This window comes from Thermococcus celer Vu 13 = JCM 8558, from assembly GCF_002214365.1.
GTDB classification, from domain to species: Archaea; Methanobacteriota_B; Thermococci; order Thermococcales; family Thermococcaceae; genus Thermococcus; species Thermococcus celer.
Genome location: NZ_CP014854.1, coordinates 1,764,788 through 1,780,003, shown reverse-complemented (window position 1 = coordinate 1,780,003; position 15,216 = coordinate 1,764,788). Strand labels below are relative to the sequence as shown.

The following is a 15,216-nucleotide window of genomic DNA, read 5'->3' as shown; positions in this document are numbered from 1 at the left end:
TCGCGGTGCTTAGCTTTTCCGCCCGGTATTTAAAGGTTCGCTAAAGCTCGATGGTCTTTCCGACGTGAAGCGCCTCCAGCCTATCGCCGAGTCTCCATTTCAGGTACGCGTAAGGGTCGAGCCCGGTGCAGTGGCCGGCGTAGAGCCTCTCCGCATCGATTCTCTCAACGACATCGTCCAGAACTTCTTTGCCAGTTCCCCTCAGGTGGAACCCGCCGATGAGGGCTTTGATGGGTTTTCCACCGAGGAGACCCTTTTTGAAGCCCGCATGGTTTTCGTAGATTACGGTGAGCCTCATGGCGTTCCCTCGAAAAGTTTATTTTTCCAGGGATTAAAACCCTTGTGTGGTCCCCATGTTTAGCATCGGTGAATACGTGGCCCCTCTGGTATCGGGCCTCGTTGTGGCGCTCTCCTCGTGGTTCCCCATCAGTCCGGAAGGATATTCGATAATGAAACTTCTTGGGGTTATAACCCCGGCTTACCTCGATTATCTCGTTCCGGCGTACCTCGGTGTGGCCTTCGCTCCCCTCTTCTACTTCTGGAGGAGACTCTCACTCGGCTCCCAGAGGGCCCTGACCGGGACCCTGAACTCGGACATGAGGTACCTCCTCTACGCCACCGTTTTTACGATCCTGATCGGTTACCCCCTGCTCACCAGTCTGAAGGACTTCACCGGCTCAACGTTCACTGACCTCATCAACGCAATCGCCGGATTGCTGATCCTTCTGCTTGCCCTCTCCCTGGACCGTTTTCGGCCCGTTCTAAGGAAAACCCGGGAGAGGATGGGAGAGGAAAAGGACGATGCGACGATCCTGGACTCGATAATCTCCGGGCTGCTCCAGGGGATCTCCGTGGTGAACGGTTTCTCGAGGAGCGGGTTCGTGTTCCTCGGCCTGATCGCCACCGGTCTTCCATCAAAAAGAGCCCTCGAACTGAGCTTCCTCATAGCCCCCGTTTATTTCATCGTGAAGCTCGCCTTTGTGAGCGGATGGGTCCCGGCGCTTCCTGTTTCACTGCTCTTTACCGCTTTCCTGACGGCGTTCGTGACGAGCATACTTACGATGGAAGGTCTGCTACGGGTCGTGGACGCCCTTGGGGATAGGACTTTCATCGCGGTCTTTGGTTTGATACCCGTAATAGTCTACCTGCTGGAGGTGATCCTGTGAAGGGTGTTGTACTCGCCGCTGGAAAAGGGGAAAGGCTTCGCCCCCTGACGGACGATAGACCAAAGGTCATGCTCAAAGTGGCCAACAGGCCGATAATCGAGTACGTGCTGGAGAACCTCGACCCCTTCGTGGACGAGTTCGTTGTGGTGGTCCGCTACGAGAAGGAGAAGCTCATCCGAGGCCTGGGGGACGAGTTCAACGGCAAGCCGATAACCTACGTTGACCAGTTACCGGGCGAAGGCACCGCCAAGGCCATAGAGTCGGCCAGGGAACTTATAGACGGGGAGGAGTTCATGGTTGCTAACGGCGATATCTACTTCGAGATGGAGGGAGTGAAGGAACTCCTGGCAGCTTTCAGGCGGGAGAAGGCGGACGCGGCCCTTCTCGTCAAGGAGTTCGATGACCTGGGCCACTTCGGTAAGGTTGAGGTTCAGGGGAACCTCGTCTCCGCGGTGAGAGAAAAGCCTGGAAACGTCCCGGGTTACGCGAACCTCGGGCTCTACATATTCAAACCGGACGTCTTCGAGTTCCTTCAAAAGACCGCGATCAGCGAACGCGGGGAGTACGAGATAACGGACACGATAAACCTTATGATAAGAAAAGGAAAAAGGGTGGCTTACGCGATCTATTCGGGTTACTGGAACGATGTCGGGAGGCCGTGGAACCTGCTCGAGCTGAACGAGTACCTCCTGAAGAACAAACTGAAACACGACATCAGGGGCATCGTCGAGGAGGGCGCCACGATAGTCCCCCCCGTGGAGATCGGCGAGGGAACCGTCGTGAGGAGCGGGGCCTACATAATCGGGCCCGTTAAGATAGGCAGGAACTCCCGCATAGGCCCCAACTGCTTCATAAGGCCGTACACGAGCATCGGCGACGACTGCCACGTTGGCAACGCCGTCGAGGTCAAGAACTCGATAATAATGGACCACAGCAACGCCCCCCACCTGAACTACGTTGGTGACTCGATAATCGGGGAGGATACCAACCTCGGCGCCGGGACGATCACGGCGAACCTGAGGCACGACAAAGGTTCTGTGAGGGTCGAGGTCAAGGGCAAGCTCGAGGACTCGGGGAGGAGAAAGCTCGGGGCCATAATCGGCCACAACGTGAAGGTTGGCATAAACGTCAGCATCTACCCGGGAAGGAAGATAGGGAGCAACTCGTTCATCGGGCCTGGGGTCGTGGTGGATAGAAACGTTCCGAGCGGGAGCCTCGTGGTCGTTAAACAGGAAAAGAAGGTGATGAAGAGATGAATCTGGGAACCGTAGTTTCGGTCACCAACTTCCTGTCCCGATGGGCCCTGTTCATCGCCGTTGCCTACAAGGCCTACAAAACCCGGGACAAGGGCGGGGTCCTGCTGAGCACGGCGTTCTTCATAAACGCCCTGGACGTTGAGAGCTACATCTTTACTCCACTCGGTATTAACATGGCCCCCGCGGCGTACAGGGTCGCCTCTCAGATACCTAACTTCTTCATAGCGGCCCTCCTCATATGGGGAGCCCTTCACCTCAAATACACCACGAGCAAGCTCAAGCACGTCGTGTACATCTCGGTGTTCCTGGCGGCTTCCTACGTGTGGCTGTTCCTGGTGGCGGCTAATCTCTTTCACGATGACTTCGCCGTGGAATCGTCGTTTCCGATCTTCTCGTATAGTTTCGCCCTCGTGTACTTCGGTTGGATTCTGATGGAGGGAGAGATATCGACCAGCGGTGTAGACTCGCTCTTCCCGTGGGGACTGATACTCCTGGGTCTCCTGAACTTCACCTACCCGGTGACCAGGAACGTTGACTGGTTCGTCCCGATAGGATTCTCACTGGGTGCTCTGTTCAGACTGATCGCGGCGGTGGGCGCGCTTAAGTTCGTCTTCATCCTCATCTCCCCGGCGGGCCCCAATGCCATGTTACCGGGGCCAATACCTCCCGGAACCTTTCTCTATCCTTCGAGGGGTGCTGTAGTTAAGGAGTTTGGGAATATCGAGGAACTTCCGAACCTCCTTGCGATAACGAGGGGGGACCTGGGCGATATTCGAAACAGGCTGAACCCAAATGCGCTGGTGTTCTGGATTACACGGGTCGCGGAGGGGGAGATCCACGACTCCCCAAGGATATACGCCATCAGCCCAACCAAGATAGGAATACTAACCGATTTGATAACCAAGGCCGTGGAGAGCGGTTACCGCGTTCTGTACATAGACGCCGTGGAGTACCTGATCATAGAGAACGGCTTTGAGAGAACCATGAAGTTCCTCCTGAACGTGAAGGACCGCGTGCTCGTTGCCAACGGGACGGTGATACTCGTCACGGATCCAAGCACGTTAGATCCGGCACAGAGAAAAATCCTGGAGAGAGAATTTCGGGGGGAGTGATCCCCCTCAATCCAACCCCATCCTCTCGAGGAAGCGCTTGTAGTAGCGGGTGTCCTTCTCAAGCTCCGCCTTCTGGAGTATCTGCTTCTCAATGGCCCGCAGGGCATCGTGAACGGCCTGTATTGCACCCCACGTTTCCCCGGTCGCCACGAAAATCCCCCTGTCGGTTACGACGCGCATCCTCGCCTGGTAGAGGTGAACCCCCCTGAAGCGCTCGTTGAAGCGCCTTATGTAAAGGTAGATTATCCCCTCCTGTCCGAGGAGCTCCTCGTAGCCGTCGACGAAGCGTTTCACATCCTCTATTATTCTCTCCCTGGTGAAGTCGCTGAGCACTGAGGCGTCACCGCCCAGCTGGAGGTAGAAGCGGGCCTCCTTCTCGACCATTCTCGATATCGGGAGCAGCATGTCCTTGACGGTGAGAACACCCTTGACGCGGTTGTTCTCGTCGACGACTATAAGACCGTCGATGTTGTTCTCCATCATGGTGTCAACGGCCTCCCTGAGGGTGGCTTCCGGGGATATGGTGATAACACCCCGCATCATGACGTCACGCAGCGGCATGCTGAAGGGGGGTATCTTCTCACCCGAGATCTCGCCGTACTGGGCCCTGAAACGGGGCTTGATGAACCTTATGATGAGGTCGTGCAGGGTCACGAGGCCCTCGAGCTTGCCCTCCTCGTTGACCACCGGTATCCTCGATATTGCGTTGTCGCGCATGGTTGCGAACGCCTTCGCGACGGTGTCTTCAGGCCTAAGGGTTATGACGTCCTTCGTCATGAACTCCTCGACCTTCCTCTTCCCGAACTCCTCCTGGGTTATCCTCCTCAGCAACTCCATATCGTTTATAACCCCGATGATTTCAGCCTTGCTCTCCCCGACGGGGAGGGAGCGCAGATCAACCTCCATCATGAGCTTGGCGGCCTTGCTGAGGTCCTCATCGGGCTTGATAACCGGAGCGGTCTTGTAAACGTCCCTGACCTTGGCCCGGGTTGGGTCCCACTTAAGGTGGGAGCGCACTATCAGATCCTGCGTCAGAACCCCCTTGTACAGGTTTCCATCGAAGACCAGAATCAGGTCGGGGTCTTCCTTCTCAAAGATTCCGATCGCCTCAGAAAGCGGGGCGTCGATGTCTATTTTCTGGAACCTGTCGGTCATAACTTCCTGCACGAGAATACCGACCATCTCTGCCACCTCCCTTCACTTACTATTAGGGCGGCCGGGGATTTAAACTTTTGCAACCACGACAATTTTAGTTAACCATGGTTAATAAATTTTTCGCGGAAAGATTTATAAAACCCTGGCGAGAACCTCCAACCGCGCCGGGGTAGCCTAGCCTGGGAAGGCGCGGGACTCGAGATCCCGTGGGTTTTACCCACCAGGGTTCAAATCCCTGCCCCGGCGCCAGACTGCCGGGCCCGAAAGGGTTCTCTCCTCCTTCCCCAACATTTACGATTCCATCGGATTCGTTCTTCCTGTTGAATACCACGAGAAAACCCGTGGGTCCTCGATCTGCAGAATCTTCTATGGAGGAATAAATGGATGGGACATGAAAACAGAACTCACGTGGTCACGTAAGCCCCATCCTTCTCGACTATAACCGTGTGCTCGAACTGGCTCACCAGTCCACCGCGGACCTCCCTGAGTATCTTGTAGCCGTATATCGCCCCGGCCCTCTCGAGCTGGGCCAGCGCGATCTTAAGTCCTCCCTCGTTCATGACCCCCTGGAGCCAGCGGTAGGCAAAGGGGAGGGTGTTGTACTCCCTCTTTACGTGCATGAGCAATCTCCTCGCCTGGGCCATCCTCACGGGCCTGTCGCGGACGTACATGAATATCAAAGCTGGGGGAACCTCTATGACCTGCCCCGCTCCGGTGGTCGCGAAGGGCTCTATCGCTATCACGTCCCCCTCCTTCAGCACGTAGCTGTCGTTGGGGCGGTAGATGTTCGGTATGCTTATCCCTGCGTGGAGCTTGTAGCGCTCTATCTTGTGACCGCTGAGGTTGACTATCGGGTTAAAGCCGTGGCCCCTTATCGTCTCCTCTATGACCTTTCCAATCTCGCTGATCTTAACGCCGGCGCGTATCACGCTAATGGCGTTCTCGAGGGCCTCCTTCGATGCGACCATCAGTTCATCTTCCTCCATCCCGACCCTGAAGGTCAGCGCCGTGTCGGCTATGTACCCGTCGATGTGAACGCCAAGGTCGAGCTTCAGGTAATCACCCTCCCTCAGAACCGTCCCGTCGCCTTTGTAGGGGGTGTAATGAGCCGCTATCTCGTTTAGGGAGAGGTTGCAGGGAAACGCGGGTTTTCCGCCCAGTTCAACTATACGCTTCTCCACGAACTCGGCGATATCGTAGAGTTTCGCTCCTGGTTTTATCATGCCTGAAACTTCCTTCTTTACCTGCCTTGCTATCTCCCCCGCCTTTACGAGGGCATCCCTTCCGTCCACTTTCTATCACCGGGATAAGAAGGCCCCACTCCCCCTTAAACCTTCCGCTCCATGAAAAACCTTTTATTGGGTACGGGTACCACCACTACGGTGGGCCCATGTTAGAGCTCAGGAAGTACGTTAACGTCTCGGACGATGTGTTCGTGGTTAAAAATCTCATAGGGGCGATCCTGCAGGGCGTTGGAATCGCCTACCTTTTCCCGATCCTGCTCATATGGTTCTACCCGGATGAAATAAGCTACGTGTATTATTTTGTGGCTCCGGGCGTTTTCTCGATTCTCCTCGGGGCGTGGCTGGCGAGGCACATGGGAAAAATAGAAGACGTCAACCTGAGACAGGCCATGATAGCCGCGGCCTTCACCTGGCTCCTCGCCTCGCTCATAAGCGTTGTTCCTTTCATGGGCATAGCCAGGATGTCATTCACAGACTCATGGTTCGAGAGCATGAGCGCCTGGACGGGAACGGGTCTCACCATGATGAGCCACCTCGAGAGCTATCCCCGTATAATCCTCTTCTGGCGGGCCTGGATGCAGTGGCTCGGTGGGATAGGCATAGTGTTAGTCGCGCTGACCGTCCTTATCCGTCCGGGCGTCGCCGCCGCGAGGCTCTACCGGGCGGAGGCGAGGAGTGAGAGGATACTCCCCAACATGGTCAACACGGCGAAGGTCATATTCCAGATATACCTCGCCCTAACGCTCGTGGGCATCTACCTGTACTACATCAACGGCATGTCGATGTTCGACGCCGTTGTGCACACCATGACGGGCCTTGGCACGGGTGGCATGAGCAGTCACGACCTCAGCATCGGCTACTTCCATAGCACCGCGATAGAGGCTGTTACGATATTCCTGATGATAATGGGTGCTGTGAACTTCACGGTTCACTACCGCCTCTTCAAGGAAAAGCGCCTCAAGCCATTTTTCCAGGACGTTCAGGTCAGGTACATGTTCTTCTTTCTGCTTCCGGTCATAGCGCTGATGGCCTTCAATCTCACCCAGGTCGGGGACGGCGTTGGAACTGCACTTAGGCAGGCGATCTTCCATTCAGTCTCGGCGATAACCTGTACCGGTTTCGAAATCGCTGACCTAAGCAAATATCCTGAGCTTTCCAAGTTCCTCCTGGGGATCCTCATGGTGATAGGTGGCGGCGCCGGAAGTACCGCCGGCGGTATAAAGCTGATACGCGTTACCCTTATGTACGAGAGCCTGAAGTGGACCCTCCAGAGCGCCATCCTGCCCAAGGGAGCGGTCATAAAGCGGAAGGTGGGCAACTACGTGTTCAGCGAGGAGGACGTCCAGGAGGTCATGAGCTTCACCATGACGTACTTCGCCTTCCTCCTCATAGGCACGGTCTACACGATGATAAGGCTGGGAACGAACCTCACGGATTCCTTCTTTGAGATAGCCTCCGCCCAGGGCAACGTGGGGCTCAGCGTGGGCATAACCTCCCCCGCATTACCCCTCGACATGAAGGTGCTCCTGATACTCCACATGTGGATAGGAAGGCTGGAGATCTTCTCGACCCTCGTCTTCATAATAAGCGTCTTCTTCCTGGCACCCAGGATGGTGAGGAGGAGATGAAGGTCATCAGCGTTGAGAACCTCAGCTTCAAATACCGGAGGGCCAGGAGTTATTCATTGAAGGACGTGAGCTTTGAGGTGAAGAAGGGGGAGCTGCTGGGAGTGATCGGCCCGAGCGGAAGCGGGAAGTCAACGCTCTGTCTCGCCCTCAACGGGATAATCCCGAACTCGATAAAGGGGGAGTTCTCGGGCGATGTCGTGATAAGGGATCCAAGAACCGGGGAGGAGTACAACACCAAAGAAACGCCAGTCTCAAAGCTCCCAACGGTGGTCGGTCTCGTCCTCCAGAACCCGGAGAGCCAGCTCTTCAACATGACGGTCGAGGAGGAGGTGGCCTTCGGGCTCGAGAACCTCGGTCTGGACAGGAACGAGATACTCCGGCGTCTCCGCTGGGCGCTGGAGGTGACGGGGTTGAGGGGGCTCGAGAAGGAGTTTCCACCCAACCTCAGCGGCGGTCAGCAGCAGAGGCTGGCCATAGCGGCGGTTCTGGCGATGAGACCCGCGATTCTGGTCCTGGATGAGCCCACCAGCCAGCTGGATCCCGTTGGGAAGAGGGAGGTTCTGGGTCTGGTGTCCCTCCTCAGAAAGGAGCACGGGATGACCGTTGTCCTGGTTGAGCACCACACGGACTACGTATTCCGCTTTGCGGACAGGATCCTGGTCATGGACGATGGGGGAATCGTCCTCGAGGGCACCCCGCGGGAAGTTGCTGAGGAAGCCGAGACCCTGAGGAAGCTCGGGATAAAACTGCCGGCGAGCCTCGAGATCTCCCACGAGCTCAGGAAAAGGGGAATTATCGAAAGCCCCGCCTTCACTGAGGAGGAGCTTCTTTCCCGGATAGGAGGTCCTTCAGGCTGAGGGACTGGCCGAGCAGGGAATTCTTGAGGTCGTAGAGCTTGAGCATAACCTCAAACCGCGTCTCGGGATCCTCTATCTTCTCCGCCACCTTGAACGCCGCCGTTAGTATCTTCAGGGCCGTATCCCTGTCCCTTTCGCTCTCTATCTGGGCCATGTAATAGAGCGCCATCGCTCTGTGGAAGGGGCTGGATATGTGATCGAGGATGGGGGCGACCTTCTCAACGTCCCCTTCACGGTAGAAGATCTCCGCCAGATGGGCAAGAACGACGTCGAGCTTCTCGGGGTCGCGAACCAGCTTCATGGCGTATCCGGCCTTCTTAAGGAGGTTCGAATTTATGAGGATCATCAACACGTCCCGGATTATATCCGCGCGGTCTCCGGCGAGGTTTATCGCCGTTTTCACGGCCAGGTCTCCGTTGAACTCATCGTTCAAAAGATAGAACAGAACGGCGAGATCTCCAAGCAGCAGCGCTCTGTAACGCGGATTGGAGAGCGAGTTCACCAGGGGTATGAGTTCCTTCAAACTCGCCCTCATTCTCTCCGGTTCGCCGGAGTCCTCCTTTTCTCCTGCCCCCTGGAGCTTTTCCCTCATGGAGCGCATGATCATTCTCAGGGCGAGGAACAGGTTGGGCTCGCTCTCGAGTTCTTCGGTGAGTTCGAGGGCCCGTTCAATATCGCCCATCCCCAGGGCGCTTTCGATGTCCTCGAGTGCCTCAAGTTCGGACCTTTTCCCTTGGCCTTTCAGTGATTTAAAGAACTCGTCCAGCCTCCCCATGCTACACCTCCTTCCCCATCGCCAGCTCCAGATACGAGCGCCTCTCGAACTTCTTAACGCCCAGGGACTCGAGGATTTCCCTGAGCTTTTTCACGGTCTCCTCGACGATGTCGCTCCTCTCGGTTAGGCATTCTACCTCCACGAACTTCCCGAGCCCCTCCACATCGTCGAGGTCTATCACTATCCCCTTGTCCACGTAGTACTTCTCCCGCGTCTTCTCAATTGTGAGAACCTCCTCGAACCCAAGGCTCCTCAGTATCTCCGCGTGTCTGTCGGGGTCGCTTATGGGAACCTCTATTTCCTTGCGGGTTTTTGAGTTCGTATCCATCTTTGGCCCCTTGTAGGTTAGAAACGCCTCAAAATGGCCGTCAAAGCGCTTTACCCTTATCCTGAGGGCCTCGTCGGTCTCCGCAAAATCGCGGCACGGATGCCTGAAGTATGTGTCCTCGTGGTATTCCTTTCTTATCAACTCAAACTTCTCTCTGACGCGTTCAAAAACGCCATCGTCCGCGTATCCCTTAACCTCAACCTCTATCATCGGCTAACCTCCTGGAGTACATTGACCTTGGAAAAGATAAATCTTTCCTTTTATCCCTGAAAGAAAAGCACGGGAGAGAAAGAACGAAGAAAGGGAAGGGTTCCTCACGGGGTGAGGTCCATCTCCTTAAGCTCTTCGAGGAGGTGCCTGGCGAGTTTGATGGTCATGTCGATGTCCCTTAAATCGGCGGTCTCGACCTGGCTGTGCATGTAGCGTATCGGAACGCTGAGAACGGCAGTGGCAACGCCCTCGCGGTTTATCTGCATGATGTTGGCGTCCGTTCCGGTCGGCCTCGGTGAAGCCTCGACCTGGAGCGGGATCCCGTACTTCTTTGCCACCTCATCCGCGAAGGCCCTGAGCTTCGGGTTTATGTTCGGCCCGACGTCCATGACCGGCCCGCCGCCGAGCTTTGGCACTATCTTGCCCTTGTCGCCGACCTGCTTGGCGAAGGTGACGTCCATGGCAATACCTATCTCAGGGTCGATGGCGTAGCTCGCGACCCTCGCGCCGCGGAGCCCGACCTCCTCCTGGACCGAGGCGACGAAGTAGATGTCCGCCTCGTGGTTCTCAACAGTCTTCGCCGCCTCTATCATGGTGTAGAGGCAGACCCTGTCGTCGAGGTAGGGCGTGGCGATCCTGTTCTCGTTGAGCTGAACGAAGGCTGGAGCGTACTCTCCGATGGTCCCAACGCGGAAGCCCATCTCCTCCGCTTCCTCCCTGCTATCGGCACCGACGTCCACGACGACGGTGTCCCAGTCGGCGGCCTTCTTCCTGTCCTCCGGCTTCTGGAGGTGGGGTGGTATGTGGCCAACAACGCCGAAGCGCTCGCCCTTCTCGGTGAAGAACCTTATCCTCTGGGCGACGAGCGTTCTGGGGTCAACACCGCCTATCGGAACGATGTGAAGGTAACCGTCGTTGTCGATGTGGTTCACCATGAGGCCTATCTTGTCCATGTGGGCCGCGATCATCACCCTCGGCCCCTTGCCCTTCTTGTGCGCGATGACGTTGCCGAGTTTGTCAACCTTGACCTCATCGACGTAGTCCTTCAGGGCCTCGATAACGACGTCCCTTATTCCAAGGAACTCGTACCCGGAGACGCCCGGGGCCTCAACAACCTTTCTGAGCAGTTCAACGTCCACCATGGCTTTCGCCTCCTTTAGATTTCCATCTGAATGTGTTTGCATTACTTAATAAGGTTTACGAAGGGAAAGAAAACCGTATCAGCCCAGGATGACCTGGAGGTAAGCCTCCTCCTCTGGATCGAGGTGCTCTATCTCCCAGACAACTGCTCCATCCTTTACCTCCGCCTTTCCTTTGGTCGCCCTCACCCCCACCGCGTTGACGGCCCTCTCGAACCTGAACCCGTCTATGCCCACGAGCCTCGGAGCTTTGACCTTGACGAAGTAGTATCCCTCGAGCATCTCCTCCCGGACTATCGGCCGGAAGAAGGCGGCGTAGGACGTCCCGGCTAACAGGAGACCGGATACCAGCAGTATCGCCGCCAGCGGCCCGTAGTTCTTTGGGGGTTTTTCTGGAGTCGTCGGGGTTACGGAGGGGATGTTCGTGGGCGTGGTAGTTGAGGAGGTGGTCGTTGGTTTGACCGGTGGGGACACCCTGACGGTGGTTTCTCCTCCTATGTACATGCTGCTTTCGGCACGGAGCATTAACGTTCCGTAGCCGGTTTTCTCGAGGTTCACCTCCGCGATACCCGAGGGGTTCGTCGTTGAGTAATCCTTTCCGAGGGGGCCGGAGGCGGTCACGGTTACGTTTGGAACCGGCTTCCCCGCCGAGTCCACCACTCTAACGAGGAGGGTCTCGTTTTCCTGGGTCGCGCTCAAAAAGAGCTTTTTGACATCTATGAGGGTTCTCGCCACCTTCCCGTCGAGGTTCAGGACAAGCTCGTAGGTTCCGGGTTCGTCGACGAGATAGGAGACCGTTCCATCGTCGTCCGTCTTAAAGGACACCCCGTTTATCTTCACGGAAATATTAGACACCCCTCTGCCCTTCTCGTCGTAAACGCGGACGTATATGGCCCCGTTCTCGAAGTAAGCGTCGTATCCCAGGTTTCTCTGGTAAACCCTGAACTCCGCGGTTTTGCTCTTGAAAACACCCCCGAAGTTGGCCCAGAAGTAAACGGAGTAATTGCCGACCTCGGGCTTCGTTAGTCTAAGCTCCTTAACCCAGCTCTCCCCCGGCCTCAGGTAGATCGTCGTGGCGAACCTTTCCAGGACGGTTCCATCGCGTGAGAGCGTGTACCCCAGTCTGCCGATGATGACGGCGTTCGCCCTGGACGTTACCCTCAGGGGTATCGTGACGTTGTTACCGTAGATGTACTCGTCGTTAACGTCCACCCTGAGCGTGTAATCAACGAAGGTCTTGACGTGCACTTTTATCTTGGCCTCGGAATAGCTCGAGCCCGCCCTGGCCACCAGGGTCAGGTTGTACTCCCCGGGGTTGACGTTGAGGATCTTGATGGATATCTTTTCCGAGATCGTGCCGTTGGGTTCAATGGGTTCCCGGATGACCCTGCTCCCGTAGAGAAAGCCCTTCGTCGGGCCCGTAACGTAGACCGTGACGTTGGATACCGTCTCGTTCCCCAGGTTCCTGAGCTGGAACGGGATCACTATCGTATCACCGGGAACCCCTGAGAACTCATCGTTGAGCGGAACGATTACGAGCGGCGACTGGGCGCTAACCCGCGGAAGGAGAATCGGAATCAGTAGGATTATCAGCAATAAACCTCTAAGCTTCACCCTTTATCACCCCTTGCAGGGACCTCTGCCTCCCGATGACCTCGTCAAACGTGAGGTAGTTCTTAGTCTGCAGACCAAGCTTATAGTTTTTGCCGCCCTTCTCGAGGTCCTCCGGGAGGAAGAAGCGCCAGCCGTTGTTCACGAACTTCACAGCTATGACGGGTTTCGCGCCGAACCTCTCCGAGAAGGAGACGAGCTTCTCGTAGTCCTCCTCGCTGAAGTACAGTCTCTCCGAGCGGGTACTCTTGACCTCTACGCAGAGGTATACCCTCCCGTTGCCCGCCACGATGTCCACTTTTTTGCTCCCGGCGGAGCGCACCACCGCGAAGCCCGCCTTCTCGAGCATCCTTATGAGCTCCCTCTCAGCGCTCGCTCCCCTCCGGTACTTCATGGGACTCCCTCACCCCAAGTTACCCGGTTAGGTTTATAAGCCATGCCAAAGATTTAAGCCCGGTGATGGAGATGGCGATTTACGAACTGGCCGGGAAGAGGCCCAAGGTTCACGAGACCGCTTTCATAGACGAGACAGCCTCGGTCATAGGCGACGTCGTCCTCGAGGCGAAGACGAGCGTCTGGCCGAGCGCCGTTCTTAGGGGCGATATAGAGCAGATCTACGTCGGAGAGGGCTCGAACGTCCAGGACAACGTCAGCGTACACACCTCCGACAACATGCCAACGATAATCGGTAAGTACGTCACCATCGGCCACAACGCCGTCGTCCACGGGGCGAGGATAGGGGACTACACCATCATCGGCATGGGCGCGGTCGTACTCGACGGGGCTAAGATAGGCAACCACGTCATAATCGGCGCCGGGGCTCTCGTCCCGCCCGGTAAGGAGATACCCGACTACAGCCTCGTCGTTGGCGTTCCGGGCAGGGTCGTCAGGCAGTTAAGCGAGGAAGAGATAGCCTGGACGAAAGAGAACGCCGAGATATACATCAGGCTCGCTCAGATGCACGCCTCGAGCAGGAAGAAAATTGAGTGATGGGAATGATTTTCCGTCTCGTCTCCCACGTCCCCCGTATTTTATTCAAGCCCGTTTACGACCTCTACGAGGACTACCTCCTGGATAAGGTTAAGTCGGGGAGCATTCCGAGGCACGTCGCCATAATAATGGACGGGAACAGGAGATGGGCGCGGAAGATGGAGAAACCGCCGTGGTACGGCCATCTCTTTGGGTCCCGGAAGCTCGAGGAGATACTCGAGTGGTGCCGGGAGCTCGGGATAAGGACGCTCACCGTTTACGCCTTCTCCACGGAGAACTTCAGGAGGACCCCCGAGGAAGTGAGGGCCCTCATGAACCTCTTCGAGGAGAAGTTCAGGGAGCTGGTAAAGGACGAGAGGGTTCACAGGTACAGAATCAGGGTCAACGTTCTCGGGAGGAAGGAGATGCTCCCGGAGAACGTGAGGAAGGCCGCGGAAGAGGCGGAGAGGGTCACGAGGAAGTACGGGGACTACGTCCTCAACATAGCCCTGGCCTACGGAGGAAGGAGCGAGATAACCGATGCCGTCAGGGACATCGTCAGGGACGCCCTGGCCGGGAGGATCAGACCGGAAGATGTGGACGAGGACCTCGTGAAGAGGTACCTCTACTACCCCAAAATGCCCGACCCGGACATCGTCATAAGAACCGGGGGCGAGGTTAGGATAAGCAACTTTCTCCTGTATCAGATAGCCTACAGCGAACTCTTCTTCGTTGACGTTTATTTCCCAGAGTTCCGAAAGATCGACTTTCTGAGGATAATCCGCGAGTACCAGAAGAGGGGGAGACGTTTCGGAAGGTAGCGTCCATTCTCCTGACTCTCCGGCCTCACCGTTGAGGACCCGTTTTAAAATTTTTCGCTAAACTTATTAACGTTGGGCGCGATTTTTCCAACGGTGGTGATTAATGACCTACGGTGAGCTGAGTCCAAGGATCAAAAAGGTCTACGCCCAGGTGAGGTACATAGACGATTACCACTGGGAGATCACGGGAGAGAGCATAATCGGTGTTCACAAGAAGAGCAACGTGAAGGTTATCATAGAGGTCGCGGATAACAGGGAGCACGCCAGGGAGATGGCCGAGAACGGTAACGGCGATGGCATCAGGATAATAGCCGTTCCCGATAGGAGCGTCTTCCTGGTTCACAACGGGGTTTTCATCCTCACCTACCGCTACCTCAAGACGACGCTCGCGGACATAAACGACCACATCATCTGGAGCGGGTTCAGGGTGGTCGAGGGTGATGGAAGGCTGATTCAGGAGGACTTCTACGAGTACCTCGGTGGGGCCTTCCTCGAGCACGTAAAGAACAACATGCTCGCGGGACAGGACTACGTGTTCTGGCAGTTCTACAGGTGCCCCAAGTGCGGGAAGTACGTTGACGTCGAGAGCCTCGAGACACACCTTAAGGGACACGGGATAAAGCATTACGAGCAGAGCGAGGAACGCTACGAGGTCTTCGAGATAAACTTCCAGGACGGGAAGGTCTACGATACGTCCGGCAGGGAGGTACCCCTGAAGGAGTTCAGCGAGGAGGCGAAGGACTTCCTCAACGAGATAAAAGAGGGCGTGAAGGGGGCTGTTCTCTAAATAGTAACTGTCACAACATTTGAATATTTTTGTTTTTCAAAAAAACTTTAAATAGCTCCGTGTTTAACTGTTGATGTCCCCGATATGTGGGGTTTTAAGCCCGAATGGGGGCTGGAAACGGAAGATGTGGGGAGTTTCCGTTCCCCCCGAAAGCCCTC

The 15,216-nt window shown here is 56.2% G+C and carries 16 protein-coding genes and 1 tRNA gene; 9 read left to right on the top strand and 8 right to left on the bottom strand.

What is annotated here, in order from left to right:
• Window positions 1–40 precede the first annotated feature (40 nt).
• Window positions 41–298 (bottom strand): MBL fold metallo-hydrolase, encoded by a 258-nt coding sequence (locus tag A3L02_RS09680; protein ID WP_054834226.1) that lies wholly within the window; start codon window positions 296–298, stop codon window positions 41–43.
• Window positions 299–353: 55 nt separating this feature from the next.
• On the opposite strand from A3L02_RS09680, the gene A3L02_RS09675 reads away from it, so the two are divergent.
• From A3L02_RS09675 to A3L02_RS09665, 3 genes are read left to right on the top strand one after another with little or no spacing between them, the layout of a single operon-like run.
• The gene (locus A3L02_RS09675; protein WP_088863716.1) at window positions 354–1,166 is read left to right on the top strand and encodes an undecaprenyl-diphosphate phosphatase; all 813 of its coding nucleotides are present in this window, start codon (window positions 354–356) and stop codon (window positions 1,164–1,166) included.
• Window positions 1,163–2,422, top strand: a complete 1,260-nt coding sequence (gene glmU, locus A3L02_RS09670) for a bifunctional sugar-1-phosphate nucleotidylyltransferase/acetyltransferase (RefSeq protein WP_088863715.1) — start codon at window positions 1,163–1,165, stop codon at window positions 2,420–2,422. Before A3L02_RS09675 ends, glmU begins: the two co-directional genes overlap by 4 nt.
• Window positions 2,419–3,534 carry a DUF835 domain-containing protein gene (locus A3L02_RS09665; protein WP_088863714.1) on the top strand — a complete coding sequence of 372 codons (1,116 nt, stop codon included), beginning with the start codon at window positions 2,419–2,421 and terminating at the stop codon, window positions 3,532–3,534. The genes glmU and A3L02_RS09665 overlap by 4 nt, the downstream gene beginning before the upstream one ends.
• 6 nt (window positions 3,535–3,540) lie before the next feature.
• Here the strand turns inward: A3L02_RS09665 and A3L02_RS09660 are convergent, their stop codons facing one another.
• Entirely contained in the window at window positions 3,541–4,716 is a 1,176-nt protein-coding gene (locus tag A3L02_RS09660) for a CBS domain-containing protein (RefSeq protein ID WP_088863713.1), read from the bottom strand.
• A 136-nt stretch (window positions 4,717–4,852) separates the two neighbouring features.
• Between A3L02_RS09660 and A3L02_RS09655 the strand changes: the two genes are divergently transcribed.
• Window positions 4,853–4,938 (top strand) — tRNA-Ser (locus tag A3L02_RS09655).
• 155 nt (window positions 4,939–5,093) lie between these two features.
• Here A3L02_RS09655 and map read toward each other — a convergent pair.
• Window positions 5,094–5,981 (bottom strand): type II methionyl aminopeptidase, encoded by an 888-nt coding sequence (gene map / locus A3L02_RS09650; RefSeq protein ID WP_088863712.1) that lies wholly within the window; start codon window positions 5,979–5,981, stop codon window positions 5,094–5,096.
• 98 nt (window positions 5,982–6,079) lie between these two features.
• Here map and A3L02_RS09645 point away from each other — a divergent pair, with 98 nt between their 5' ends.
• Window positions 6,080–7,561 carry a TrkH family potassium uptake protein gene (locus A3L02_RS09645; RefSeq protein WP_088863711.1) on the top strand — a complete coding sequence of 494 codons (1,482 nt, stop codon included), beginning with the start codon at window positions 6,080–6,082 and terminating at the stop codon, window positions 7,559–7,561.
• On the top strand, window positions 7,558–8,418 hold the full coding sequence (locus A3L02_RS09640) for an ATP-binding cassette domain-containing protein (protein ID WP_088863710.1): 861 nt from the start codon (window positions 7,558–7,560) through the stop codon (window positions 8,416–8,418). Before A3L02_RS09645 ends, A3L02_RS09640 begins: the two co-directional genes overlap by 4 nt.
• Here the strand turns inward: A3L02_RS09640 and A3L02_RS09635 are convergent.
• The 5 genes from A3L02_RS09635 to hjc all read right to left on the bottom strand — a co-directional run bounded on the left by A3L02_RS09635 (window position 8,372) and on the right by hjc (window position 12,875).
• Window positions 8,372–9,193 (bottom strand): hypothetical protein, encoded by an 822-nt coding sequence (locus A3L02_RS09635; protein ID WP_088863709.1) that lies wholly within the window; start codon window positions 9,191–9,193, stop codon window positions 8,372–8,374. The genes A3L02_RS09640 and A3L02_RS09635 overlap by 47 nt on opposite strands.
• Window position 9,194: 1 nt before the next feature.
• On the bottom strand, window positions 9,195–9,731 hold the full coding sequence (gene cyaB, locus A3L02_RS09630; protein WP_088863708.1) for a class IV adenylate cyclase: 537 nt from the start codon (window positions 9,729–9,731) through the stop codon (window positions 9,195–9,197).
• A 104-nt stretch (window positions 9,732–9,835) separates the two neighbouring features.
• Window positions 9,836–10,873 carry a lysyl aminopeptidase gene (locus tag A3L02_RS09625; RefSeq protein WP_088863707.1) on the bottom strand — a complete coding sequence of 346 codons (1,038 nt, stop codon included), beginning with the start codon at window positions 10,871–10,873 and terminating at the stop codon, window positions 9,836–9,838.
• Window positions 10,874–10,951: 78 nt separating this feature from the next.
• Window positions 10,952–12,484 (bottom strand): COG1470 family protein, encoded by a 1,533-nt coding sequence (locus A3L02_RS09620; protein ID WP_088863706.1) that lies wholly within the window; start codon window positions 12,482–12,484, stop codon window positions 10,952–10,954.
• Complete coding sequence (gene hjc, locus A3L02_RS09615; protein WP_088863705.1) at window positions 12,474–12,875, bottom strand: Holliday junction resolvase Hjc; 402 nt, start codon at window positions 12,873–12,875, stop codon at window positions 12,474–12,476. Before hjc ends, A3L02_RS09620 begins: the two co-directional genes overlap by 11 nt.
• Before the next feature lie 71 nt (window positions 12,876–12,946).
• Here hjc and A3L02_RS09610 point away from each other — a divergent pair, with 71 nt between their 5' ends.
• The 3 genes from A3L02_RS09610 to A3L02_RS09600 all read left to right on the top strand — a co-directional run bounded on the left by A3L02_RS09610 (window position 12,947) and on the right by A3L02_RS09600 (window position 15,058).
• A complete protein-coding gene (locus A3L02_RS09610) occupies window positions 12,947–13,471 on the top strand; it encodes a gamma carbonic anhydrase family protein (protein WP_088863704.1) in 525 nt (174 codons plus the stop codon).
• A 5-nt stretch (window positions 13,472–13,476) separates the two neighbouring features.
• Window positions 13,477–14,271, top strand: a complete 795-nt coding sequence (gene uppS / locus A3L02_RS09605; protein ID WP_088863703.1) for a polyprenyl diphosphate synthase — start codon at window positions 13,477–13,479, stop codon at window positions 14,269–14,271.
• 103 nt (window positions 14,272–14,374) lie between these two features.
• Entirely contained in the window at window positions 14,375–15,058 is a 684-nt protein-coding gene (locus tag A3L02_RS09600) for a TBP-interacting protein (protein WP_088863702.1), read from the top strand.
• The last annotated feature ends 158 nt before the right edge of the window (window positions 15,059–15,216 follow it).

Bases quoted from the DNA above. Each gene is read 5' to 3' on its own strand.
- A3L02_RS09680 (WP_054834226.1), bottom strand. From the start codon at position 298: ATGAGGCTCACCGTAATCTACGAAAACCATGCGGGCTTCAAAAAGGGT.
- A3L02_RS09675 (WP_088863716.1), top strand. From the start codon at position 354: ATGTTTAGCATCGGTGAATACGTGGCCCCTCTGGTATCGGGCCTCGTT.
- A3L02_RS09665 (WP_088863714.1), top strand. From the start codon at position 2,419: ATGAATCTGGGAACCGTAGTTTCGGTCACCAACTTCCTGTCCCGATGG.
- A3L02_RS09660 (WP_088863713.1), bottom strand. From the start codon at position 4,716: ATGGTCGGTATTCTCGTGCAGGAAGTTATGACCGACAGGTTCCAGAAA.
- A3L02_RS09645 (WP_088863711.1), top strand. From the start codon at position 6,080: ATGTTAGAGCTCAGGAAGTACGTTAACGTCTCGGACGATGTGTTCGTG.
- A3L02_RS09640 (WP_088863710.1), top strand. From the start codon at position 7,558: ATGAAGGTCATCAGCGTTGAGAACCTCAGCTTCAAATACCGGAGGGCC.
- A3L02_RS09635 (WP_088863709.1), bottom strand. From the start codon at position 9,193: ATGGGGAGGCTGGACGAGTTCTTTAAATCACTGAAAGGCCAAGGGAAA.
- cyaB (WP_088863708.1), bottom strand. From the start codon at position 9,731: ATGATAGAGGTTGAGGTTAAGGGATACGCGGACGATGGCGTTTTTGAA.
- A3L02_RS09625 (WP_088863707.1), bottom strand. From the start codon at position 10,873: ATGGTGGACGTTGAACTGCTCAGAAAGGTTGTTGAGGCCCCGGGCGTC.
- hjc (WP_088863705.1), bottom strand. From the start codon at position 12,875: ATGAAGTACCGGAGGGGAGCGAGCGCTGAGAGGGAGCTCATAAGGATG.
- A3L02_RS09610 (WP_088863704.1), top strand. From the start codon at position 12,947: ATGGCGATTTACGAACTGGCCGGGAAGAGGCCCAAGGTTCACGAGACC.
- uppS (WP_088863703.1), top strand. From the start codon at position 13,477: ATGATTTTCCGTCTCGTCTCCCACGTCCCCCGTATTTTATTCAAGCCC.
- A3L02_RS09600 (WP_088863702.1), top strand. From the start codon at position 14,375: ATGACCTACGGTGAGCTGAGTCCAAGGATCAAAAAGGTCTACGCCCAG.